This is a genomic window from Paenibacillus sp. MT86 (assembly GCF_058792535.1).
In genome coordinates, this window is the sequence record NZ_CM179499.1 from 297,308 (window position 1) to 321,737 (window position 24,430).

The 24,430-nt window shown below is 44.2% G+C and carries 17 protein-coding genes and 1 other RNA gene; 15 read left to right on the plus strand and 3 right to left on the minus strand.

The genetic code is table 11. From position 1 onward, the window contains the following. Window positions 1–276 precede the first annotated feature (276 nt). The 11 genes from AC3RCL_RS01370 (at window position 277) to AC3RCL_RS01420 (ending at window position 16,229) form a co-directional block, all read left to right on the plus strand. The gene (locus AC3RCL_RS01370) at window positions 277–2,067 is read left to right on the plus strand and encodes an acyl-CoA dehydrogenase FadE (protein ID WP_375121354.1); all 1,791 of its coding nucleotides are present in this window, start codon (window positions 277–279) and stop codon (window positions 2,065–2,067) included. 101 nt (window positions 2,068–2,168) lie between these two features. Then, entirely contained in the window at window positions 2,169–3,845 is a 1,677-nt protein-coding gene (locus AC3RCL_RS01375; protein WP_492534271.1) for a long-chain-fatty-acid--CoA ligase, read from the plus strand. 100 nt (window positions 3,846–3,945) lie between these two features. Beyond that, entirely contained in the window at window positions 3,946–4,395 is a 450-nt protein-coding gene (locus tag AC3RCL_RS01380; protein ID WP_192570049.1) for a PaaI family thioesterase, read from the plus strand. 301 nt (window positions 4,396–4,696) lie between these two features. Beyond that, entirely contained in the window at window positions 4,697–4,927 is a 231-nt protein-coding gene (gene secG / locus AC3RCL_RS01385; protein ID WP_009593367.1) for a preprotein translocase subunit SecG, read from the plus strand. Window positions 4,928–5,119: 192 nt separating this feature from the next. Then, window positions 5,120–7,756, plus strand: a complete 2,637-nt coding sequence (rnr, locus tag AC3RCL_RS01390; protein WP_192570048.1) for a ribonuclease R — start codon at window positions 5,120–5,122, stop codon at window positions 7,754–7,756. Between the two features lie 152 nt (window positions 7,757–7,908). Next, window positions 7,909–8,388 carry an SsrA-binding protein SmpB gene (smpB, locus tag AC3RCL_RS01395; RefSeq protein ID WP_036664873.1) on the plus strand — a complete coding sequence of 160 codons (480 nt, stop codon included), beginning with the start codon at window positions 7,909–7,911 and terminating at the stop codon, window positions 8,386–8,388. Window positions 8,389–8,698: 310 nt separating this feature from the next. After that, window positions 8,699–9,063: a transfer-messenger RNA gene (ssrA, locus tag AC3RCL_RS01400) on the plus strand. Between the two features lie 441 nt (window positions 9,064–9,504). Beyond that, window positions 9,505–11,646, plus strand: coding sequence for an AAA family ATPase (locus AC3RCL_RS01405; RefSeq protein WP_492534274.1), 2,142 nt, complete (start codon window positions 9,505–9,507; stop codon window positions 11,644–11,646). 3 nt (window positions 11,647–11,649) lie between these two features. Further along, entirely contained in the window at window positions 11,650–13,419 is a 1,770-nt protein-coding gene (locus AC3RCL_RS01410; protein WP_492534276.1) for a UvrD-helicase domain-containing protein, read from the plus strand. 828 nt (window positions 13,420–14,247) lie between these two features. Next, window positions 14,248–14,847, plus strand: coding sequence for an AAA family ATPase (locus tag AC3RCL_RS01415; protein ID WP_492534278.1), 600 nt, complete (start codon window positions 14,248–14,250; stop codon window positions 14,845–14,847). Then, entirely contained in the window at window positions 14,832–16,229 is a 1,398-nt protein-coding gene (locus AC3RCL_RS01420; protein ID WP_492534280.1) for an ATP-dependent nuclease, read from the plus strand. The genes AC3RCL_RS01415 and AC3RCL_RS01420 overlap by 16 nt, the downstream gene beginning before the upstream one ends. Before the next feature lie 250 nt (window positions 16,230–16,479). Here AC3RCL_RS01420 and AC3RCL_RS01425 read toward each other — a convergent pair whose 3' ends face one another. Then, entirely contained in the window at window positions 16,480–16,707 is a 228-nt protein-coding gene (locus AC3RCL_RS01425; RefSeq protein WP_492534282.1) for a helix-turn-helix domain-containing protein, read from the minus strand. A 157-nt stretch (window positions 16,708–16,864) separates the two neighbouring features. On the opposite strand from AC3RCL_RS01425, the gene AC3RCL_RS01430 reads away from it, so the two are divergent. Further along, complete coding sequence (locus tag AC3RCL_RS01430; RefSeq protein WP_492534284.1) at window positions 16,865–17,131, plus strand: DUF6809 family protein; 267 nt, start codon at window positions 16,865–16,867, stop codon at window positions 17,129–17,131. A 258-nt stretch (window positions 17,132–17,389) separates the two neighbouring features. Continuing rightward, on the plus strand, window positions 17,390–20,149 hold the full coding sequence (locus tag AC3RCL_RS01435; RefSeq protein WP_492534285.1) for an AAA domain-containing protein: 2,760 nt from the start codon (window positions 17,390–17,392) through the stop codon (window positions 20,147–20,149). A gap of 62 nt (window positions 20,150–20,211) precedes the next feature. Here the strand turns inward: AC3RCL_RS01435 and AC3RCL_RS01440 are convergent, their stop codons facing one another. Together AC3RCL_RS01440 and AC3RCL_RS01445 are read right to left on the minus strand one after the other, a co-directional pair. Further along, on the minus strand, window positions 20,212–20,472 hold the full coding sequence (locus AC3RCL_RS01440) for a hypothetical protein (protein ID WP_213579953.1): 261 nt from the start codon (window positions 20,470–20,472) through the stop codon (window positions 20,212–20,214). Between the two features lie 716 nt (window positions 20,473–21,188). After that, window positions 21,189–22,196 (minus strand): hypothetical protein, encoded by a 1,008-nt coding sequence (locus AC3RCL_RS01445; protein WP_192570044.1) that lies wholly within the window; start codon window positions 22,194–22,196, stop codon window positions 21,189–21,191. A 147-nt stretch (window positions 22,197–22,343) separates the two neighbouring features. Here AC3RCL_RS01445 and AC3RCL_RS01450 point away from each other — a divergent pair, with 147 nt between their 5' ends. Together AC3RCL_RS01450 and AC3RCL_RS01455 are read left to right on the plus strand one after the other, a co-directional pair. Then, window positions 22,344–22,859 carry a hypothetical protein gene (locus tag AC3RCL_RS01450; protein WP_192570043.1) on the plus strand — a complete coding sequence of 172 codons (516 nt, stop codon included), beginning with the start codon at window positions 22,344–22,346 and terminating at the stop codon, window positions 22,857–22,859. Window positions 22,860–23,502: 643 nt separating this feature from the next. Then, a complete protein-coding gene (locus AC3RCL_RS01455; protein ID WP_492534288.1) occupies window positions 23,503–24,408 on the plus strand; it encodes an ABC transporter ATP-binding protein in 906 nt (301 codons plus the stop codon). Window positions 24,409–24,430 lie beyond the last annotated feature (22 nt).

Below are 24,430 nucleotides of genomic sequence, written 5' to 3' on the forward strand. Positions count from 1 at the left end.
GATTAACAAGTTTGCGCCAACCCAGCGGAGAGGGCGGAGTTGTACTGGAGAAGCGGGAGCGGTCGCCTTTGAGTTTGGATTTCTACTATGGATCAATTCATTCCCGGAAATCCAAACTCAACAGCGATCGGAAGTACAATCCGCACGCGGAGCGCCAATATTGCGCCGCAGTAACACATACACCATCTATGATCAACCAGCAAGTTCGCAACCTAGCAACACCAAGGCCACCATTGCACTCCACCTTATTCCACATTCCGAAAGGGGAAACCAATCATGAGCGATAACCAAACCAAAGAACCGAAAATCAAAGGCGGCAGCTTTGTCATCGACAATCCGGACGTGCAGCGGATCCTGACACCGGAGGATTTTACGGAAGAGCATCGCATGATCGGCGAGACGGTGCGCGATTTTATCGACGGCGAAGTGGTGCCGCACGATGAAGAGCTGGAGAAGCTGAATTACGAGATGACGGTAGACCTGCTTCGCAAAGCAGGCGAGCTGGGCCTGCTCGGAGCCGATGTGCCGGAGCCTTTCGGCGGGATCGGACTGGATAAAGTCAGCTCCACGATTATTAACGAAAACTTGGCGAAGGGATCGTCTTTTGCGCTTTCCTTCGGGGCTCATGTGGGTATCGGTACGCTGCCGATCGTGTTCTTCGGCACGACCGAGCAGAAACAGAAGTACCTGCCGGATCTTTCGACCGGCGCGAAAATCGCGGCTTATTGCTTGACGGAGCCGACCTCCGGCTCGGACGCGCTGGGCGCCAAAACGACGGCACGCCTGTCCGACGACGGGGAGTATTATATTTTGAACGGATCGAAGCTATATATAACTAACGCTGGATTTGCGGATATCTTTATCGTCTACGCCAAGATTGACGGAGAGCACTTCACCGCGTTCATCGTTGAGAAGGAAATGGAAGGCTTCACGCTCGGGCCGGAGGAGAAGAAGATGGGCATCAAGGGCTCGTCGACGCGTCCGCTCTTCTTCGAAGACGTGAAGGTACCGAAGGAGAACCTGCTTGGCGAGATCGGCAAGGGCCACCGGATCGCCTTCAACATCCTGAACATCGGCAGGTACAAATTGGCAGCGGGCACCGTCGGTGCAGCGAAGGAATCGATCGAGCTGAGCGCGAAATATGCTAACACCCGCAAACAGTTCGATACGCCGATCTCGCAGTTTCCGCTCATGCGCAAAAAGCTCGCCGAGATGAACATCACCGCTTTCGTGATGGAGAGCATGGTGTACCGTACGGCAGGACTGCTGGACGAAGCGATGCAGGACATCGATTACAACAGCGAAGATGCAGGCATCCACTCGGCGGCCGCGATCTCCGACTATGCCATCGAATGCTCGATCAACAAGGTGTTCTGTTCCGAAGGACTGGATAACGTGGCAGACGAAGCCGTGCAGATTCACGGGGGCTATGGGTACATCCAAGAGTATAAAGTGGAACGCATCTATCGGGACTCCCGCATCAACCGCATCTTCGAAGGCACGAACGAGATCAACCGGCTCCTCATTCCGGGGACGCTCGTGAAGAAGGCGATGAAAGGCGAAATCGCGCTCCTGCAAAAAGCGCAAGGCCTGCAAGGGGAGCTGCTCCAGCTGGTACCGGGCCAAACCTTTGAAGGAACGCTGGAACAGGAGGCGCATTTCCTGGACATGAGCAAGAAGATTTTCCTCCTCGCCGGCGGTCTGGCCGTTCAGAAGTTCGGCACGAAGCTGGAGAAGGAGCAGGAGGCCTTGTCCAATCTGGCGGATATGATGATTGATATTTATGCCCTGGAGAGTGCGCTGCTGCGTACCCGCAAGCAAATCGAACGCACCTCTGAGGAAAAGGCAGCGAGCATGATCGAGATGACGCAGGTGTTTGCTTACGAGGCGTTCCAGCGCATTGAAGCGCTCGCCAAAGAAACGCTGGCTTCGGTGGAAACCGGCGACATGCTGCGGATGCAGCTGTCGGTGCTCAAGAAGCTGACGCGCTGCACGCCGGTCGATACGGTGGCCCTCAAGCGCAGCATCGCAGCCCGCGTGGTCAAGAACGAGCGGTACACGGTGTAACTAAGCATAACGCCAATCCGATGCGTAAGTAACCGCAAAAGAGAGAGATTTTTCTTGGAGTAGGAAAGAAGGAGCATTCCTTAGGAAAGGGTTGGTTTTGTATGGATACAAAGCCTTGGCTGCCGTTTTATCCGCCCGAAGTAGCCCCCGCTTTTGATTATCCGAAACAGAATTTGGCATTATTTCTCGTAACGTCGGCGCAGAAGTTTCCGAATCGTCCGGCCCTGTATTTCATGGGAAAGACGATCAACTACAGAAGTTTGCTGGATGCGTCCTACCGGATGGCGAACGCGCTCCGCAGCAAAGGGATCAAGAAGGGCGACCGGGTAGCGATCATGCTGCCCAACTGCCCGCAGGTCGTTATTTCCTATTATGGCGTGCTGCTCGCCGGAGCCGTGGCCGTCATGACCAACCCGCTCTATATGGAGCGGGAAATTGCGCATCAGATGAAGGATTCCGGTGCCAAGATCATCATTACGATGGATATGTTTGTATCCCGCGTTGAAAAAGTTATCGAGGAGACGGAACTGGAGCATATGATCGTCACGTCCGTGGCGGATTATCTGCCGTTCCCCAAGAATCTTCTCTACCCGATCAAAGCCAAGAAGGAAGGCCCTCTTCCGGTCGTCGACTATGGAACCCGCGTCCATGCCTTCAAAAAGCTGCTTGCAGGCGCGCCGAATGATCCCGTCTGCGAATCCGTGAAAGCGGAGAAGGATTTGGCCCTGCTCCAGTATACTGGCGGCACGACCGGCGTTCCCAAAGGCGTCATGCTGACGCATATGAATCTGATCGCCAACACCGTACAGTCCGCGAACTGGTGCTTTCAGGTGGAGGACGGAAAGGAGCGGTATTTAGCCGTTCTGCCGTGCTTTCACGTGTTCGGTCTGACCGTGCTGCTGAACCAGGCGATCTATCGTGCAGGCATGCTGATATTGGTACCGAAATTCGAAGTGGCGATGATCCTGAACCTGATCAAAAAAATGAAGCCGACGCTCTTCCCGGGCGCCCCGACCATGTATATCGCGCTGATAAATCACCCGCGGATCAAGGAATACGACCTGTCTTCGATCAATGCCTGCGTCAGCGGCTCTGCCGGGCTTCCGGTCGAGGTGCAGGATAAGTTCGAGGAGCTGACCAAAGGGCGGCTGATCGAAGGCTACGGCCTGACCGAAGCGTCCCCGGTTACCCATGTGAATCCGATATGGGGAAGGCGGAAGATCGGCACCATCGGCGTCCCCGTTCCGGATACGGACGCGAAGGTCGTGGATCCGGAGACGGGCGAAGAAATGCCGGTCGGCGAGCCGGGCGAGCTGATCGTGAAGGGTCCGCAGGTGATGATGGGCTATTGGAACCGGCCGGAGGACACGTTCGACACGCTGCGCAACGGCTGGCTGTTCACGGGCGACATGGCCACGATGGACGAAGATGGGTATTTTACGATCATTGACCGCAAGAAAGACATGATCATTGCAAGCGGTTTCAATATTTATCCTCGGGAGATCGAGGAAGTGCTGTATGAGCATCCGTCCGTGAAGGAAGCCGTCGTGGTCGGAACGAAGGACGATTATCGCGGCGAAACCGTAAGAGCGTATATTGTGTTGAAGGACGGCGCGTCTCCGGACCCTTCGGGTCTTGAGAAGTTCTGCCGCAGCCAGCTGGCGGCCTATAAAGTGCCGCGCGAGTACGTGTTCCGCGATTCTCTGCCGAAGACGATGGTAGGCAAGGTGCTGCGCCGCAAGCTGCTGGAGGAGGAAGAGGAAGGCAGAACGGGCTGAAGCGAAAGAACAGCCGTGCAGGTACGACCAACGATTCATGTTATCCCGCTGGAATGGATACAGTATCTAACAACGTCAGAAGAAAAAAGGAGGCGGCCTGATGAATCATACCAATGTCAACCCCGACGCGAAGGCCGAACAGCCGGGATTCGACCGGGAGGCGTACATCGAGGCCATGACCAAAGCGGCAGAGCCCACCTTCTGGGGATATCTCGGCTGCAAGCTTGCGTCAGCCAGCCCGGAGGCGGTTGTTGTCACGCTGGATGCGCAGCCTCATCATATGAATATGATGGGCATCGTGCATGGCGGCGTACTCTCCTCACTGATGGATAACGCCATGGGCATTGCCGTCATGCTGGAGCGTCCCGGCGAATCGACGGTGACAAGCAATCTGAACGTGCATTTTGTCATGCCGGCCAGGGCCGGAACCCTTACGGTTACGGCAAGCATCGTGCATCAGACGCACCGTTCGGTCACGACGGAATGCAGGATAACGAATGATAAGGGCGAGCTAGTCGCGATCAGCACAGGGTCGTTCCGAGTGAAATAATGCAGCTTTCCGCTGCTAAGAAACGGATGGTCTGTCATCTCAACAGGGGGCAGGCCATTTATTTTTTGGCGAGCGAATCAAGGTGTGGCCGGATATGAAGCGTCAGTCCATGCCGCCAATCGACGATGTTAGGCGACTTCCAACCGGCTGGCCGAGCAGATTTTCTGTCGGGATTGTTCTTCGCACTTCTTGTCAGGCCACTAAAGCTGTGGTACAATAAGAATGCTGTTTTTCATGTAGAATCTAGAATGTCTCTTAAGATCATAAATTTAGATGTTTACATACGTAGGAGGTGGAAGTCATGGTTGTATTTTTTGAAGTATTGCTCGTTATTTTCTCCATCGGGTTGATTACTGTCGTTCTTCTCCAAAAAGGGAAAAGCGCAGGTCTTGCCGGTGCCATCTCCGGCGGTGCGGAACATCTTTTTGGTAAAACGAAGGCTCGCGGTATGGATCTCGTACTGCAGCGTACAACGGTAGGTCTTGCAGCAGGATTTATGATTTTGGCCATCGTTGTTGCCATGTTGAAATAACAATTGCGTTACCCTCGCTTTTTCACTCTTGGAAGAGCGGGGGTTTTTTATTGCCTGAATTTCGGATTACATAGGTAAGGGCGGTGTTCGGAAGGATACCGGGGATTAAATTCGTGTATACTAGGGTATGAGTATATAAAGGTAAAGAATGGATAGAGGAACGATGAAATTGCAGGTTCCCGAGGTGATAACATGATAACTGAAGAAACATTACTGAACTTTATGCGGGAAACTGCATACAAACCGATGACGTACCAGGAGCTGGAGCGGCATTTTGCGATTGAGGATGCCCATGAATTCAGGGAGTTCCTGAAGCTGCTGAATGAACTTGAGCAATCCGGAAAAATCATTCTGACGAGCACCGAGCGCTATGGCGTGCCGGAACGGATGTCTTTGCTGCGCGGACGGCTGCAGGCCCATGCGAAGGGTTTTGCTTTTCTGATTCCCGATGACCGCGAGCATCCGGACGTGTACATTCATGCCAATGACCTGAAGAGTGCGATGAATGGAGATACCGTGCTGGTTCGGATCAGTTCCAAAAGCAGCGACGGCGGCAAAATGGAAGGCGAAGTGGTCCGCATCGTGACCCGCGCCGTTACCCAGGTGGTGGGCGTGTTCCAGAACCATGAAGCCTATGGCTTCGTGCTGCCGGACGACAAACGGATTAACCGGGATATTTTTATTCCGAAGCATGCGATCAATGGTGCCGTTGACGGCGTGAAGGTCGTTGTGAAGCTGGTGAGCTATCCGGAAGGAAGAGCTGCGGCAGAAGGCGAAATCGTGGAGATTCTGGGGCATAAGGATGATCCGGGCGTCGACATCCTGTCCATTATCCGCAAGCATCAGCTGCCGGAGGGCTTTCCGGAGGAAGTGCTGGCCGAAGCGGACGCAGCGCCCGATGCGATTACGGAAGAAGAGATCGTGCAGCAGGGCCGCCGCGATCTGCGCGGTCTGAACATCGTGACGATTGACGGCGAAGATGCAAAGGACCTGGATGATGCGGTCAACGTGGAGCGTCTGCCAAACGGGAATTACCGTCTGGGCGTTCATATTGCCGACGTCAGCTATTACGTGCGTGATCGGTCCGAGTTGGATAAGGAAGCGTATAACCGCGGCTGCAGCGTGTATTTGGTGGATCGGGTCATTCCGATGCTCCCTCATCGCTTGTCCAACGGCATATGCAGCTTGAATCCGCAGGTGGATCGTCTGACGATGTCCTGCGAGATGGAATTCAATGAGCAGATGAAGGTCGTGAAGCACGACATCTTCACCAGTGTTATCCGCACGAAAGAACGGATGACGTACAACAACGTGCGCAAGATTTTGGTGGATGAAGATCCGGAGCTGATCGAGCGCTACGGCGATCTCGTGGAGGATTTCCGCTTGATGCGCGAGCTGGCCCTGAAGCTGCGGAACCGACGGATGCGCCGGGGCGCGGTGGATTTCGACTTCGTGGAGTCGAAGGTCATCGTGGACGAGAACGGCAAACCGGTGGATATCGTCAAAAGAGAACGCTCCATCGCGGAGCAGATCATTGAAGAGTTCATGCTGGCGGCCAACGAAACGGTGGCGGAGCATTTCCACTGGATGAAGGTTCCCTTCATTTATCGGATTCACGAGGATCCGGATCAGGAAAAGCTGCAGAACTTCATGGCGTTTGCGGCGAATTTCGGGCATCACGTGAAGGGACGGGGCAATGCGATCCATCCACGGGCTCTGCAGAATCTGCTGGAAGCCATTCAAGGCACGAAGGAGCAGACGGTGCTCAGCACGATGATGCTCCGTTCGATGAAGCAGGCGAAATACGATGCGGAGAGCACGGGTCACTTCGGCCTTGCCGCGGAATACTATTCTCACTTCACGTCCCCGATTCGGCGGTATCCCGATCTGGTCATTCACCGGGTCATCCGGGAAGTGCTGGAGAACGGCGGGTCGCTGAATGAGAGCCGTCATGAGCAGCTGGCCGGCCGGATGGCCGACATTGCGCAGCAATCCTCGGAACGCGAGCGCGTAGCCGTGGATGCGGAGCGTGATACGGAAGCGCTCAAGAAGGCCGAGTTCATGCTGGATAAGGTCGGCGAAGAATTCGAAGGCATTATCAGCAGCGTCACCAGCTTCGGCATGTTCATCGAGCTGGAGAACACCGTTGAAGGCTTGATCCGCCTCAGCGCGATGACCGACGATTATTACCATTTCGATGAAGGCCATATGGCTCTCATCGGGGAGCGTACGTCGAAGGTATACCGCATCGGCGACGATGTGAAGGTTCGCGTGGCGAACGTGAACATGGATGAGCACACCATCGATTTTGAGATGGTGGACATGAAGCCGCGCCGCCAAGGGCGCGGCGAAGGCGACCGCGGCGGCAGCGGCGGCCGCGGGTTCGGTGCCCGCGACGGTGGAGGTCGCGGGGGCAAGGGCCGCGGCGGCAAACGCGGCGCGGCTGAAGGCGGCGCGCCAGGCGGGCGCCGCAATGACAGCGCCGGCGGCCAGGGCGGCCGCGGCAAGCGCGGCGGCGAGGCGCCAGCTGGAGCGGGCGCTGGTGCTGGCGCTGGCGAGCAGCAGCCGGCGAGCTTCGCCTTTGGCTCCGGCAAAGGCGGCTACAGCTCCGCCAGCGGCGGCGCTCTTGGCTTTGACCGCAACGCGCGCTCCGGCGGCGCTGGCGGGAAGGGCCGACGGAAGAAGACGTCGGGCAGCGGCATTTTCATCGGCGAAGGTCCAACGCCGGGCGGCGGTAACGCTGGAGGCAACTCCGGCGGGGGTGGCCGCAAACGGAAGAGCAAGGGCGGAAACGGCACGGCCGCTTTTGTCCGCAAGAAGAAAAAGTAAGAATCCTCTCTTGATCCATCGAGGGAGTCGCTTGCCCCGCCTTGCTTTTGGAGGCTGACGTTTGATACAATGGACTTCTGGTGAGATTGCATGTTGGCGGTCTGCCGGAAGTCCTTTTTCCATTATCATTGTTGATGACAAGGGGTGAGACCATGGGTAAGAAAAGTGACGGGAAGGTTCTGGCCCAGAACAAAAAAGCTTCCCATGATTATTTCATCGAGGATACGTATGAAGCCGGGATGGTGCTGACCGGAACGGAGATCAAATCCATACGGAACGGCCGTGCCAACATCGGAGATGCATTCGCAACCATCAGGAATGGCGAAATTCATATCCATAATATGCATATCAGCCCGTTCGAGCAAGGGAACCGCAACAATCCGACGGACCCTACGCGTACACGGAAGCTGCTGCTGCACAAGGAGCAGATCCGCAAGCTGCTGGGCCTGTCCAAGCAGGAAGGCTACGCGATCGTACCGCTGAAGATCTACATCCGTAACGGCTATGCGAAGTTGTTGCTGGGCCTCGGTAAAGGTAAGCGTCAGTACGACAAGCGCGCCGATGCTGCTAAGAAGGATGCACAACGCGATATCCAGCGTGCACTGCGCGAGAAGCAGAAGATTGCAAGGTAATTACGGCTATTCGTGGCATGTCGCTTAAGAAATCGGCATCATGTGTAATGAACGTTGTGGGATGGCAGCTTTTAGCTGTGTTACCTGCATTGTATATATCATTTTGATGTCGAATGTGATATACTAAGTGATGTAAGAGAGATCAATAAGATCTTTGACAATCAGCATACAGCTTGCGTATTCCTTTCTTGGAGGGAAAGAATGCGCAATAGATCGACTGCTATGACTGAATACATTCTTTGATTTAATCCGATAGCCCTTTTTGGCAGGAACGCTTAAGGTGCGAAGCACCGGCATTTCTCCAACTTAAGGGGGCGTTTTTGGATTCGACGGGGATAGTTCGGGCATGAGTAGCGGGTAGTGGGGACGCGTCCACTTCATCAACGCTAAAGCCAATTAAACGGCAAACAACAAAACAACTACGCTTTCGCAGCTTAATAACCTGTGAGCGTGCTCTCGCTCTGTATCGCCCATGTACCGGGATGAGGGCTCAACTTTAGTGGGATACGCTGTCTAGTCTCCGCCTGGGGCTAGCTGAAGAAGACAATCAGGCTGACCTGAAGGGAATCCGGTGACAGGGAGTTCCTAGGGTGACATCAAATCTGTCACTACACCCGTAGAAGCTTGTGTTGTCGTTATCTTCGGACAGGGGTTCGACTCCCCTCGCCTCCATACATACAATTTTTAAAATCCACAACCGACAGAGGTTGTGGATTTTTGCTTTTACGACACTTGCAGGTTCAAAATAAGATCAACATATTCTTTTGTAGACAATCAGTTTTTCTACTTCCTTGATCTCAGCTACATGATCCATGAACTTGGAAAACAGCTTGTTGCAGATATTCTTTTGTGCGGCTGCTTTTTGTTTTCTAATGACTTGTTTGATAATGTGTCGCAACTGCTTCAGCTTTTGAGCCTCAAGTTTCTCTCTACTTGGTAAGCAGGGGATAGTTGGAAACACCGTTGGCGATGGCGCTAGACGATGTTTTTGATCTGCTTGTCATTTCGCCAAGATTCATTTTAATCTTTGATGCCTCGCCGACATGAATTTCTTGGTTTGACATCGTTTTCCGTATGGTAGAATATAGGAGGATAATTCTCGGGAGGTCTGACTAAATGCACATTTCTAAACTAACAATACGTAACTTTAGAAACTTTAAAAGTGCGGTGTTTACATTTACGCAGGGGGTAAATACGTTGATTGGCGAAAATGGATCAGGTAAAACGAATGCCTTTTATGCTATTCGGCTTTTAATCGATGCCAATTTACCAAGAAATGTAAAGATAAATGAAAGTGATTTTAATCGTAACGTAGGAAACTGGAGAGGACATTGGATAATAATACATTTAGATTTTGCTAATATTGATGATAATGAAGGAACACAAATGTTAGCACATAATATTGAAAGAATGGATGGTACTTCAACAGGTGCTTATACAATGTACTTCCGACCAAATAGACGAATTAGACAACAGCTTTTTGAATTAACACAAGATTTTGCTTCTCAAGATCAACTACAGTCACTATTAGACGATGTGACTTTGAATGATTATGAAATGATATTCACTTGTAAAGGAACTGCAGATTTTAGCAATGAAGATACTTATAGAACTTATGTTGGTGATTTTGAAAATGTAGAGTTCCCTGATCCGCAGGAAGAAGCTTGGGATGTGTTGGGAATGCCTTCGCAAAAGTTCTCAATATATAATGAGGTTACTTGCACATATATTAAGGCACTTCGTGATGCTGAATATGAATTGAGGAATATAAGGAGTAACCCACTTTTGAATCTTGTGCGGGATTTAGGTAGCAAGATCGACGGGACACCTATTATTAAACAGGTAAATCAGCTAAATACTTCTATCAGTAAATTAGATCAGATACAGCTATTAAAAGAAAGAGTGAAGAACACCGTACATAGGACTATTGGGGCAACGTACGCTCCGACTATTGATATACGTTCTCAGCTTCCTGAGAACCTTGATAAGCTTTTGCAGACTTTAACTCTATGGGTAGGCGATACCGATGATTTAGGTTATCAAGGTCAAATTTCCGAATTATCCTTAGGAGGGGCGAATCTCCTTTATATCAGTTTGAAATTATTAGAATATGAATTGAAACAATCAACAAGTAAAGCAGCACACTTTTTATTAATTGAGGAACCAGAGGCGCATATCCATACACATATTCAAAAAACCCTTTTTGAGAAGTATGGGTACGAGAACACACAAGTTATTATCTCAACACATTCTACGCACATTTCTGCGTCTAACCGTATTAGTGCAGTTAATATATTGGCTAAACGTCAACAAGAAGCCGTTGTATTCCATCCATGTAATGACTTAGATGATGATGTCTGTAGAAAAATTGAACGTTATTTAGATGCCGTTCGCAGTACATTGTTGTTTGCAAAAAGCATTATTTTGGTTGAAGGTGATGCTGAACTCATACTTATACCAATTCTATTCAAAAAGGTATTTAATATAAGTCTAGATGAAGTTGGGGTCAGTCTGATAAATATGAGCAGTACTGTATTTAAACATATAGCTCTTTTGTTTGACGATAAGCGTATTCAGAGGAAATGTGCTATTATTACTGATCTGGATACATCTATTATTACCATCACTAGCAGTACGGACAAAGAAGATAAGTTTATTAAGAAATGTATAGATTCTCAAGAAGCCGGAATTTTGAGAAAAAGTGATCTAGATTCAAGTTTTGCAGATAACAAGTGGGTACAGCCATTCTACGCAACTTATACTTTTGAAGTGGATTACATCATGGCAGGTAATGCCGCTAGTGTAGTTCAAACACTGCCTTCAATATATGAGATTCAGTCATATATAGTTGATTCAACTGCAAAGCTTGAATTAGGAACAACAGAAGAATCAGGAAGAGAGGTTCTTCGTTTAGCTAACAAAGAGGGTAAAGGCTGGTTTGCATTATTATTGTCCGAAAATATTAACTACAGCACTATCATTCCAGAATATATATTAAAAGCAATAGCGTTTACTTGTGAACATTTTACAGATGCTCATTTTGAAGTTATTGCTGATTATCGCATAGATCAAGGGATTAAAAACGAAGATGATCCCAATAACCTTATTTTTGAAGATCTGAAGATCAAAAAGGAACAGATGCTTTTAAGCTCCACCGAATCAGGCTCGCAATCTATCTTTCAGGAGTTTGCTGAACTTTACAAGGAATGGCTACCAGCCGACCCCTTAACAAAGCTCTTAGATTTTATGGGGAGATAGCAGATGACAATAATACTAAATACGGAACAGAGAATAATGGTGGAGTCGGAGGAGAACGTAGTTGTTACTGCTTGTCCTGGAAGCGGGAAGACAAGAGCATTGACATCGAAAATTCAATATGAGTTAGAACGTTTGGGCAACAGTAAACGCAGAATTATAGCCTTGACTTTTACCAATCGGGCCGCTGAAGAGATTCAAAGAAGATTAGACAATATGAATGTAGATATGGAAAATCTCTGGACGGGTACAATTCATGCTTTTTGTCTTGAATGGATATTAAGGCCATATGCAGCTTATGTTGATAGATTAAAGAATGGTTTTACGGTCATTGATGAGTTCCGGCAAGAGAAGATACTGACGAAACTAAAAGAGGCCAGTAATATCTCTAAATATGAAAGTATCTCTGTGAAATGGAACCGTGAAGGATGTATAAAGCAAGATAATCCTATAAAACAGTATATAGCTGATGAGTACAACAGGGAGTTAAGTACTAATAAATTTATTGATTTCAACTTGATATTACATCTATCCTTTTCTTTGTTGAAGCAACGTCCACAAATTGCGAAATCATTATCACGTATCTTCAAACTTATTTGTGTAGATGAATATCAAGACACTTCTGACCTTCAATATGGTATATTGGGCTCGATTGTACGAGAAGGAAAAGGGGAAACTAACATATTGCTAGTTGGTGACCCTGATCAAGCTATTTATGATACGTTAGGTGGTATCGCTAAATCACCTGAGGAGATTTCCCTTGAAATTGGAGGTTACCCGATAAAGAAGATTGAGTTTTCAGGGAATTATAGATCAGCGCAACGAATAATTGACTATTATAGAAACTTTCAATTGACTAACATTGATATAAGGGCTGTAGGTAAAGATGCTAATAGTGACACAATTATTAAGTTTAATAATACGATTTTTCAGGAAAGCATTGTTGAGGAGATTGGCAAAATAATTAGACATAACTTAAATAGTGGCATACCATCAAATGAAATATGTGTGATTGCTCCACAATGGTGGATGCTCATATCAATGGCAAGGCAGTTAAAAGCCTTAATGCCAGATGTGGAATTTGACGCACCAGGGTTGTCCCCTTTACCTAGAAGCCACGATAATTTTTGGTTTAAAGTAGCTAGAATTTTTCTTACCGACCCATCTCCTTCTATTTTTGTTTCGCGTAGCAGGTGGGCGGAGGAGATAATTAGAGAACTAAAGATTCATACAAATCTATTGGAAATAGAAACAGAGCATGGTCCGTTAACTCCTAGATTACTGTTGAATTTTAGCAACACAACTAAAAGGGCTTTCTCAAATGATACTGATGGGCTTGTCTTTCTCAATTCCTGTTTTATAAATTTACTCAAGTTCTTAAACATTAATATTGCATCGTACACACTTTTGAACGAGCATTACAATTCATTTTTTACTGGTGTTGAAGAAAGATTTAATCGAAGGGAATTTGAGGGTATATCACGAAGTTTGGAGAACTTTAGAAGCATGTTTAGGCACTCAAATGGGGTTGTAGTGAATACATGCCAAGGAGTCAAGGGGGAAGAATACGAAACTGTTATCGCCTATGGCTTGTTGCAGGGGTATGTTCCTCACGGTTCAATCCGGGATGTTATACAAGCAGAGCTTTCATCCAAGAGATTACTGTATGTGATTGGATCAAGAGCAAAGAGGAATCTTCATTTGATTGCGGAGCTAGGACGGAATAGATCAACTAATAGAGAATTAGAAGCTGTTAAATTTTCCTACGATGATTAGCTACTTGAAGAAGGAGATGTAATTTGGTTTCTATTAATCGGGTTGAATCACTTCTTATCAATGAACGGATTTTAAAGGAGATATGCGAAAATGCAGAGGTACTTACTTTAGTTATGTTGATTGAACTAAATATCAGTGGTTGCGTATGTTACTGCGTAAGATCACCAAACATCCTCTGTAGAACACTTCGACGAATTGTGGATTTGCCCCGCCTCTATACATAAAACCCGCTCAGTCAGGCTGTCGAGAAACCCCCTGTTTTTTAGCAGGGGGTTAAAATTTACCTTCATAGTCTCAAAACTAGGGGCCTCAGATCGTTTTAAATCGATTTGTTTTAAAAGTTGAGTCTCCCCCATTTAAGAAATGAAGTGTTGAAAAGTCCTCTGGACTTTCTCGACACTCTGCCTCAGTGAGCGGGTTTTTGCTTGAAAGGGGATTTTTTCGTAAACAGTGTAAAGGAAAATTTAGAAGGATACATTTCTCTGGATTTGTGCAGACAGGATATCTACAGTAGTTAAATTAACAGAGAATAATATTTTGCTTAATATAGACGAGAATATAACTTCACAGGACTTGGATAAAGTAAGCTATAGGTCCTATATATGTGATATGATGGACCTAAGCAGGTTGCCTGTATTTTATTTCTAAAATCATCGATGGAATTCAGTTTACTGTCATACGTTGTAGAGACAAACCGGGAATTACACTATAACACACATAGATGATAGACAGTGATCTGTAACGCATTTATGTTATATGTTCTGTAGAAAAGGAAACTTCTTAAATGGCGAATATGTACATAAAGTTATATAAAAAGGGTGGAAAGCAATGCTGATTGGCACTTTTATAAATGGATATAAATCTTATGGTAGGGCTTTTTATTTGCCTATCAGTGAAAATCTAGAGGAAAAATATTCGACTTATATAGGTAATAATGGTATAGGAAAAAGCGCAATATTAGAATCCTTAGATGTCTTTTTTAATGAGCGACCTTGGAATATTACAAGGGGAGCGACTCGTGAAGAAATATACATATCTCCAATTTTTCTTATAAATAAAGCTAAATTTATAGAAAGAGCGCAAAATAAAAATTATTATAACGCCAACGAACTGGAAACAAATGCGCAAGTTGTTTCATCTTTGGAGGTTTTAAACGATTTTTATTGGGGACATGTTGAAAGTTATTTTCAAGGTGCAACAAAACGGTTTGAACATATATCCTCATTCATTAAGACTATTGGTAGATTGAAACAAAAATACAACAAAGATGATTACCTTTTAACTGTTGTTGGTATCAGGAGTAATGGAAAGACTACTTACGCTCCGTTTGACGGTGCTATTAGACAATTCGATGCTGAGTTAGAAAATAATGCGGACAAGATAAGAAATTTGATAAAAGATTTTATGCTTATGTGTATATACCAGTAGAGCAAGGTGTTGACGAAGTATTAAAAGTAGAAGCAATTCAAATGCAGAAACTAATGAACAAAGATGTACTAGAAGAAATCGATAACGCCCTTACTGATAAGATTGACTTAAACGGTAGAAATAGGACGTTTCTGTCATTTATTAATGAGCATTTAAATAATTTTATGAAAGAAATTAATAGTTCAATCCAACAGATTGATGTTAATTACAATTATGGTGCTGAGACATTTGGAAAAAAGAATTTAACAGAAAAAGATATTAGAGATAAGATATTAGAAGCATATTTTAATAAAAGATCCTTAAAACATCATAATAGGGAAATAAATCATCTGAGTTCTGGCGAGCAAAGGAAAGCTCTTATAGATATAGCGTATGCATTTTTATCAAGCAGTGGAAAATCTGATAAAGAAGTGATACTAGCAATAGATGAACCAGAAGTATCAATGAATATTGGTAACTGTTTTATGCAATTTGACAGGCTAGAAAAATTGGCTAACACATATGGAAATCAAGTGCTCATTACGACCCATTGGTATGGATTTTTGCCAACAACGAGCAAAGGATACTTATATCATCTTAGTAAATCAGAAGAAGATGCTTTACAGATATCAACATTTAGTTTCTTTAATTACTTGGAAGAAAGAAGAAGGTTTCCGAATGATATTGAATTAAAAAGTATGTTTGATCTAGCTGCTACCATATTGAGTTATATGAAAACTTCGGAAGAGTCAAACTGGATTATATGTGAAGGAAGCGATGATAAGATATATCTCGAATCGATGTTACCAAAATCACTAAAAGTAAGGATTCTACCAGTTGGTGGTTGTGGTAATGTTGTAAAACTGTATAGTTTACTTTCAAATCCATTAAATAACGATGAACTTGAAAATAAAAACAAAGTATTATGCCTAATCGATACTGATGAAAAAAGATTGAATTTCTTTGGATCCACACATAAAAACGACCCAATTCAATTGTGCAGGCTTCAGGTTTGTTATGAGAATCAGAAATATATAATAAAACTCATTAATCCAGAAAGGCAAGGAGAAGTTTACGACAAAACAGTCATGGAAGATTGTCTTAATCCATTAATATATTTTCAGGCGTTAGAAAAGGTAATTGAGGCAGCTAATGACGAGTCAATAAAAGAGATTTTTAGTTCATACAGTTTCGACGAAACTGCAGCCACGTCAATGATTGCAGGGGACGAGTCTTTCTTAATTTCTACTGAACCTAAGTATAGAAGGAAAACTGAACTTAAAGAATTTGTGAGCGACAATAAAAGTAAATATAAAGTTGCTGAAGCTTATGCAGAAATAAATAATACCTATCCAGTCGAACATCAGTTATCTATTGTGATTAGTCAGTTTTTCAATTCGTAAACTTCCTAGGAGCAGGCTTCGGAGGATTGTGGGCTTTTTGAAGTTGGTTTAATTCAATAAATAAAGAAAAAGAGACCTGCTATAGCTGGGTCTCTTTTTGTGTAAATGAAACAAACATGCGTGAATTCAAAATGGTCCCACAAGATTTCGCTATCTCATTTTCATTAATCAAGTTCCAAGAAAGTCAATAGGGTTATAACAAACATCAGAAATAATGGAGTAAAATGATATACGCTCGAAAAGTAATTCTTCAGTTACTCTTCCCCTCATCAACCAACTCAATAATCTCCCGAATATCGTTTATATTCAAAGCCTCAGCAATTCTTTCAATATGACTAAAGCTGATGCTTTCCCGTTTTCCATTGGCAAGTTCACTTAATGCAGCGTGCCGTACATCGGATAGTCGGGATAATTCCCGCAAAGAAATATTATGTGCTTTGGTCAATTCCGAGATTTTAACGACAACTTTTTTCCCCATAATAATTCACCTCTTAATCTATCGATTTTCAACTTGTCTATACGCATAAGCGTACCGTATAATAACCTCAATACTGGTACTCATATGCGTAACGACGATGCATTTGTCAGACAAGTATTAACGAGCCGCCAATCATTTGATAAAAAAGGAGAATCCCATGCCCAGCTTTCTGGAATCCCTATATTACGGACAGTTGAATCCTGTAGAGAAGACTGTTTCTAACGACCCTCAGTATCGCCAATTGAGCCGGCAAATATCCGAGTCCATGGATGCCTGGAAGAAGAGGCTTTCAGAAGATGAGTTTCGAGAGCTCGAGGACCTATTAGATTTATGTCGGCAAGTTCAAGGGCTGGAAATGGCGGCTTCTTTTACTGATGGTTTTAGGCTGGGAGCGACGATGATCATCGAGGTGTACTCTGAATAGTGTGATCAGTAAGAACAGAACACTCATAGAACAGCCGTAAAGACACGAATCGTGTCTTTTTTAATACCATAAAACATTGACTATCAGCCCTTACTTCCCATGCCCTTAAAAAGGAATTTCACACTAACCCCCCCTTAAATAAGGTACCCTCGCTCTAATAATCCTCCATAAGGCAGGAATATATACCCAATTTATAGAAGACTCTGTATATAACAAGATTACAGATACAGAGAGGTTGCTATGGACCAAGAGAGATTTATGATGATTGTTAAAGGTGATGACAAAACACAGGATGTATCTTCATACGAAAAAGATCCTCCAATAGTAAGGATTATATATAAAGGTTATCCCGAGGTTTATACATATAAGTCGAGTGATATACAGTTACTAACGCCGACCGTTCAGGATATAACGGAGGATATGGCTGTTTTTCACGATGGTTATCCTTTTTATAATGTAAAACGGGTGCTGGATTTCGGTCCAAAGATTCGGGTGTGTTTCAAAAATGGGAGTATTCGTACATACGATAGTGGACGTATTCAAGTTAGAAGCAGTAGTACCCAAAACGCTGAAGGGCGTCAGATTCTGGACTATTGGCGCGCGATTTCAAAATATGCGAAGAGTGAGGATGAACAGGAGAACAAGGAAACTTTTTTGGCCAAGCAGTTTGCAAAACTGCATTATGTAGATCCGGATAGTGCTTTGAGCCATTATCTTCTGAAAAAACCTATAAAGAGCGATATCCCGGTTACAAGCGAACCGATTTTCCCGTTCAGGTACAATTTGAGTCAAAGAGCCGCGCTTGAGCAGGCTTTAAAAAGCACCATCAGTATTATCGAAGGGCCTCCGGGCACGGGTAAAACCCAGACAATCTTAAACATCCTTGCGAATCTGGCGGTTATGCAGGGGAAAAAGGTAGCGGTTGTTTCCGGTAACAACGCAGCAGTTCTAAATGTGCAAGAAAAGATGGAACGGCAAGGGTACCATTTTTTTGTGGCTAGTTTGGGCAACCAAGAGAACAAGAAAAAGTTTTTTGCCAATCTACCCAATTGGGATGTATCGGAATGGTCAAGTGACGTGCAAGAGGACGAATTAAACGCCAGACTACAAGATTTGGATCAACGTATTCAACGTTTAATGGAATTGGATCGGGAGAAGGCACAGCTTATGCAGAAGCTGTCGGCCTACTTGCTTGAACAGGAACATTTTGAGCATTATTATGCCAGGCAGGATATATCGCCTATAGAGAAGTTATCATTTTACCGGCAGACACCAAAGCGGATTTTGGAGTTCATGAAGGACAGCTTCCTAGCTGTAGAGATGAAAAGGAAATATAAGCTCCTATACCAATTCAAGTTGTTCTTCAGGCATGGTTTTACGGATTTCAAACGATTGAAGGAGCAGGGGCTGGATGTCATCTTGAATGTTCAGCGTAAATTTTACACGTTAAAAGTTGAGGAGCTATCAGATCGGATTCAGGAGCTTGAGAAAGAATTGGAGTCCCAAGACTATCAAGATTTAATGGATCAGCACAAGAAGTTCTCCGAAACGCTATTTAGGCAACGATTACATGAGAAATACCATAACCGTCCGGCTGTGGACTGCAATGAGAAGACATACACTCACAACAACAAATTTAAAACGTTTATCGAGCATTATCCGATTGTGCTTAGTACAACACATTCTTTGCGGAATTGTGTTCCTACGAATTACTTGTTTGATTATTGTATTATTGACGAATCCTCACAGGTTGATCTGCTGACAGGGGCTCTGGCTTTGTCCTGCTGTAAACAGACTATTATTGTGGGCGATACCAAGCAACTGCCGCATATCGTGGGGAAGGAGATTGAACAGAAGATCCAGAGCCAGGCCGCTCCTGACATGAATGAAGCTTACAGTTATATCGAGCATAATTTGTTGTCGTCCATGTTGGCTTTATACGGAAATTCCATTCCGAAGGTGATGTTACGAGAGCATTACCGCTGCCATCCCCAAATTATTGAATTCTGCAACAGGAAATATTACGACGGCGAATTGATTGCTTTTACCGATCCGGGGATTTCCGAATCTCCTTTATTAATCTATAAGACGTCACAGGGCAATCACATGAGGGAAGTGACCCATGGCAAAAAGGGAAAGTTCAATTCCAGGGAACTTGATGTTATTGAACAGGAGATACTGTTGGGGTACCTCGAAGCGGCAGCAGGTCATAAGGATATCGGCTTTGTGACGCCTTACCGTAAACAGGTAGAGAAAGCGACTCAGCAGTTCACTGCTGACATTGAAAGCGACACGATCCATAAATATCAGGGACGTGAGAAGTCCGTCATGATCATGTCTACGGTGCTCGATCGAACGAGAGCAGGAGGCATGGGGATGAGTTTTGTTAATGATCCTTGCATGATTAACGTGGCTGTGTCCCGCGCGCAGGAGAGGTTTATTCTGGTGACCGATCATTCTGCGTTTCGCAAGTATGGGAATGAAGTGGGAGATCTTATGCGATATATGGAATATAGTACGCTGGATAACAACGTCGTGGAGAGCGAGATTCATTCTATATTTGACTTGTTATACAAGGAGTACTCTGATCATCTACAGGATTTTCGAGAACGCGTTCGTTTCTTTAATAAATCAAGGCATCGGAGCGAGAATATTATGCATGCCTTGCTCGACCAGATACTACAGGAGCCTATGTTCAAGGATTTTGAACTAGGGAATCAGGTTTTACTAATGAATTTGTTTACCGACCTGGAACGGTTAAATGAGGAAGAGCGCAGATTCGTCCGAAATCGTTCTTCTGTTGATTTTGTGATTTATCATAAACTGGACAGATCGTTAGCGCTGGCGATCGAAGTCGATGGATTTGCCTTTCATGAGAACAATCCTGAACAACTAAAGCGAGATGAGAAAAAAGAAGAGATTTTCGAGAAATTTGGAATGGAATTAGCAAGGTTCCGTACCAACGAGAGCGGGGAAGAACAGAGGATTAGGGAGCTGTTAAGCTCTATGTTGTATTAGGTGGAATGACTTAAATAGAGCTAAACATCACCGATTCAACTTATTAGTTGCAGGTTTACCTTTTAATGTTCGACTCCCCTCATCCATGAGTAACCACTGTCGGGAGCAATGCAATCCTGATCCGGACGATCCTTTACGAAATGGTGGACTGCGTAGTAGGCTCCGTTATGAAAAACGCCGGTCCAGTCCCGAATGACTCCATGAAATGTGAATCCCGCAGACTCGAAGTAATCCCACATGTCCAAGATGACCGTATTATAGTCTTTTAGGCGGTTCTGGATACCAACCTTAGTAGTGTTTTCGACTCGTTCATATGTCTCCATTGTTTCTATATCCCTCCCTCTCTAGCATCCAGAAGCATGAATGTTGAAATAAATCTGGATAGAAGGCTATAAAGCATACGTGTAGCGCGTATGCTTTATAGCCCTCCTGTTTCAATCCGATTTTTTATTAGCTGTAGCCAGCTATTCACCATTAATGATGGCAAAGAAAATACAAAGAGAAATCTTAGTGATTTTATTTTAAAGCTGAATAAATGCGTTGTAAATAAAGAAGAACACAAGAATCTCCTAGTTATTAAAATTGAAAATATTCATAACTAGAAAAGCCCTGATCTTCCGTACCATCACGAGTTATCAGAGGTTTAACATTATTTTGGTGTTTATTCGTTTAGCATTGCCCGTTCCGGATCAAGATGGGAATAAACATGCAAAGTCATTGTTTAGCGCTTGTTCAACGTATTGTGGTACGGATGGAGCAACTGAAGGATTGCCAATCCTGAGCCGCTTGAAACAATGGCTTATTTTTTAGCCATTTCTTTTGTGATAGCACTTTCTAGTAAATTTTAAAAGAGTAAATTCTCGAAAAAATTCAGTTACGGCGCGAATTATGGCGATATTACGATAAAATTAATCAATAAATTTAGCTTCCAACTTCTATATTCTCTATATAAAAAGCCGGCAATCTGCATAAGAATAGCTGTCGAGTAAGTCTCGACAGCCTTCAAGTCTTCTCTTATTTTTTATTTTTTATCAAAAAATTATGGAGCAAGATCAAGCGGACCACCCGCGTAGTGTGGAAAAACACTTAATACTTCTTTTTTATCATAATCTCGGTAAATAATAGCTCTAACTGGATCCTTTAAGTAAGTGTTACCTTCTGAAACTGCTAAAGTTTCAATTTGATCGTACAATTCTCCCCAAACATTTTTTGTTTCAAGTTTAGAGCTTTCAGTAAGTCTGCCATTAAGGTAGCCTCTCTCGGAGTGTCTTTCATTCGTTTGTACATTATTAGAAGAAGCCTTTAATTGCCATGTTGATCCATTTTTAACCCAAACATACTTCATTTTTACAGCATAGGATATTAAAGCGTCGTGAGTATCAAAACTAGTATACCCTTGGATTGCAGGCCACCAAAATTCGTGAAATGATGCTTCAAAGAGTTTGGACTTTCCAGCCGCTCTTTGAATCAATACGTCAATAACTTTTTCTCTTGCTTTGGCGAACTCGAAAGGTTGTTTCATTAATTTTATTGAATCGTAATGTTTAACTAACGGAGCGCCACCTCCATTTTTCGGAACAGCATAATTCACCCAAATTGTATGGCTTCTACCATTTACAGTAATAGTTTTTTCACCGTAAGTAAGCATGTCAACATATGGGTATGGTCCCCATGTGGGTGGGCCAGCTGTAACATGGTTTCCATTTTCCGCACTTAAATATGTAGATTTATTTAGAATAGTGCGTTCCTCTTCTGTTATAGGTCGAACTCCTTCAGCCTCAAGTAAATTAATTAACTCTTCTTCCTTGTCGTCTAAAGCTTGTATAGGTGTAGAAGCAGTATCAGTTATTAAATTTGCAGGATTAATTGTTGATTTTTCTAACCTAACAGAGATAAGATCATCAATTAATGATTCAATCTTAAGTTGATGATCCTTATCAAATGCTGGGGCTTTTAGATCTTGGCTAGAAGCTGATGCCATGCCAGAAAAACAAGACATGGCGGTTGTTACAGCAAGCATCATGGTTAAAAGTTTCTTTTTATTCATGCGGCACCTCCACTATTTTTGATTTGAATATAACAGGTTAATAATGGAAATACAAGGATAATTTATATTTATTGATAAAATAAGGATACTTATATATAATAGGAGAATCTTATAGCAGATTTCATTACTGGAGGTGCTTCGCCAACTATGAAAAGGTATAAAAAAAAAATGATTATTACTTTCGTGTCAATTACTGTAGTTTTAGTATTATTAGCTGTATATTTCTTTAGAACATTTACTCCCGAAGGGATACTTTGGAAAAATGGAATATCGAGCAAAGAAGTTATGTTAATATCAAAAGAGGACTATCAATTTCACCATTACTTATATGAAAAGAACGGTAAAATTAAAGGGATTATTACTCTTCAGAAAAAAGGTTGGAACTTATGGTCCCTATATAATCACGCTTATCAGCAAAAAATAGAGTCTTCAGACATAGAAATCATAAAAGCTTCCTATCCAACGTACAAAGATAACCATTTAGAGCACATTCCAGTTTGGGGTGGTGTTGTTATATTAGGAGATGAAAACTCATTCAGCATTCGAATAAAAAATAAAGAACAGGTACCTAATTTAACAGCGAAAATTGATGGGAAGATGTATTTTTTCTACAGTTCACCAGATCTTAACGATGATGACGAAATTGAAGTGACTAAGCCTTGAAAATGATTTTCAACCTTCAAATTGGATTATATAAATCTTCATTTCCATGGGTGTGAATGTTGCTGCTATATAGATAAACACCATCGAATAGAAAAAGTTTGATACTTTTTTAAATTAGTCTAAACGCAGTCGATGTTAATGTGCGTACATATGTCTAAGGGGTTTTGTGAAATAGTCTGTCGCTCCGATCCCCAAAACAGGCAATTTTCGACGCTGGCGGACAATTAGGTGTTTCCGAATTTAGAGTGCCTAGTTTAATGCCCTTATCCATCTTCCCAAATGGCGTTGAACCAGAAACTGTAGCTACTAATGTCGCGCCTTCCGAACACCTGATAGCCTGTACACCCGCATTGTCCGTTGAATCATTCATGGGGTCACTTCAGAGGTTGTGGATTTTTCTGTGTTCGATTAAAAGTGTAAAATCCTTAGCTATAAGTTTTGCAAAGCAAGACACCTCACTCAAAGAGCGTTAAATGCAGTTATGCTGAAGAAGGGCCTAGAGGTCCTTCTTTTTTTTGCTTTCTTTTTTCTGACATTTGTCATAACCGGCTTGTGACAACCCACACTAATTGAATCTCGCGCTTTTTCAATATAATGAGGACATCAAGTAACGAAAGAAGAAATTAGCGGAGGTTAGGACAAAATGACAAAGGCGATTGAATGTATAAATCTAGTAAAGAAATTCGGCGATTACTGCGCCGTTGATCATATGAATCTATCATTTGAAAAAGGTCAAATAACAGCATTGCTCGGACCGAATGGGGCAGGCAAGACAACAACCATTTCCATGATACTCGGAATGATCAAGCCAACATCAGGAGAAGTCAGGGTCTTGGGGATGCCGTCCGGCACAAAAGAATTGCGGCAACGTGTTGGAGCTCTTTTGCAGGATGTTAAAGCAGCAGATGGACTTACGGTGAAAGAAGTGCTTAAATTGTTCCGCAGTTATTATCGTAATCCGATGTCGCTAGAGCGATTGTTAGACATTTCGGGTCTCCATGCGGATCAGAAACGACGCGCATCCTCCCTGTCTGGAGGACAACGCCGTAGATTAGCCTTCGCTCAGAGTTTGGCGGGAAATCCAGAGCTTCTCCTGCTTGATGAACCAACCGTCGGAATGGATATCGAGGCTCGTGGCCGCTTTTGGGACACCATCCAAGCACTGGCAAGTGACGGACGTACGGTGCTTTTGACTACACATCATTTAGATGAAGCTGATGCTGTCGCAGATCACATCGCAGTCATCGCCAGTGGACAGGTTGTTGCGGAAGGTACTCCAGAACGTTTAAAGGCTCAAACAGCACTTAGAACCGTTTCATTTCGAGCGGCGAACGCGCCAGCCCAGCAGGAATGGCTCACATTACCTGGTGTAGAAAAGGCAGAATGCAACGGCGAGCGGATTCGCCTTTATGCCCAAGAGACCGATGTATTGTTATTTACACTGATGCAGTCTGAATGGGAAATTTCCGATATTGATATACAATCCGCCAGTTTAGAAGATACATTCCGAAGTCTTACAGGCTCAAATAAACAAACAATTATACGATAATAAACATTTTTAGGAGGAAAAT

Bases quoted from the DNA above. Each gene is read 5' to 3' on its own strand.
- AC3RCL_RS01435 (WP_492534285.1), top strand. From the start codon at position 17,390: ATGATGATTGTTAAAGGTGATGACAAAACACAGGATGTATCTTCATAC.
- AC3RCL_RS01410 (WP_492534276.1), top strand. From the start codon at position 11,650: ATGACAATAATACTAAATACGGAACAGAGAATAATGGTGGAGTCGGAG.
- AC3RCL_RS01440 (WP_213579953.1), bottom strand. From the start codon at position 20,472: ATGGAGACATATGAACGAGTCGAAAACACTACTAAGGTTGGTATCCAG.
- AC3RCL_RS01445 (WP_192570044.1), bottom strand. From the start codon at position 22,196: ATGAATAAAAAGAAACTTTTAACCATGATGCTTGCTGTAACAACCGCC.
- smpB (WP_036664873.1), top strand. From the start codon at position 7,909: ATGGGTAAGAAAAGTGACGGGAAGGTTCTGGCCCAGAACAAAAAAGCT.
- AC3RCL_RS01405 (WP_492534274.1), top strand. From the start codon at position 9,505: ATGCACATTTCTAAACTAACAATACGTAACTTTAGAAACTTTAAAAGT.
- AC3RCL_RS01450 (WP_192570043.1), top strand. From the start codon at position 22,344: ATGAAAAGGTATAAAAAAAAAATGATTATTACTTTCGTGTCAATTACT.
- secG (WP_009593367.1), top strand. From the start codon at position 4,697: ATGGTTGTATTTTTTGAAGTATTGCTCGTTATTTTCTCCATCGGGTTG.
- AC3RCL_RS01425 (WP_492534282.1), bottom strand. From the start codon at position 16,707: ATGGGGAAAAAAGTTGTCGTTAAAATCTCGGAATTGACCAAAGCACAT.
- AC3RCL_RS01375 (WP_492534271.1), top strand. From the start codon at position 2,169: ATGGATACAAAGCCTTGGCTGCCGTTTTATCCGCCCGAAGTAGCCCCC.
- AC3RCL_RS01455 (WP_492534288.1), top strand. From the start codon at position 23,503: ATGACAAAGGCGATTGAATGTATAAATCTAGTAAAGAAATTCGGCGAT.
- rnr (WP_192570048.1), top strand. From the start codon at position 5,120: ATGATAACTGAAGAAACATTACTGAACTTTATGCGGGAAACTGCATAC.
- AC3RCL_RS01370 (WP_375121354.1), top strand. From the start codon at position 277: ATGAGCGATAACCAAACCAAAGAACCGAAAATCAAAGGCGGCAGCTTT.
- AC3RCL_RS01380 (WP_192570049.1), top strand. From the start codon at position 3,946: ATGAATCATACCAATGTCAACCCCGACGCGAAGGCCGAACAGCCGGGA.
- AC3RCL_RS01430 (WP_492534284.1), top strand. From the start codon at position 16,865: ATGCCCAGCTTTCTGGAATCCCTATATTACGGACAGTTGAATCCTGTA.
- AC3RCL_RS01415 (WP_492534278.1), top strand. From the start codon at position 14,248: ATGCTGATTGGCACTTTTATAAATGGATATAAATCTTATGGTAGGGCT.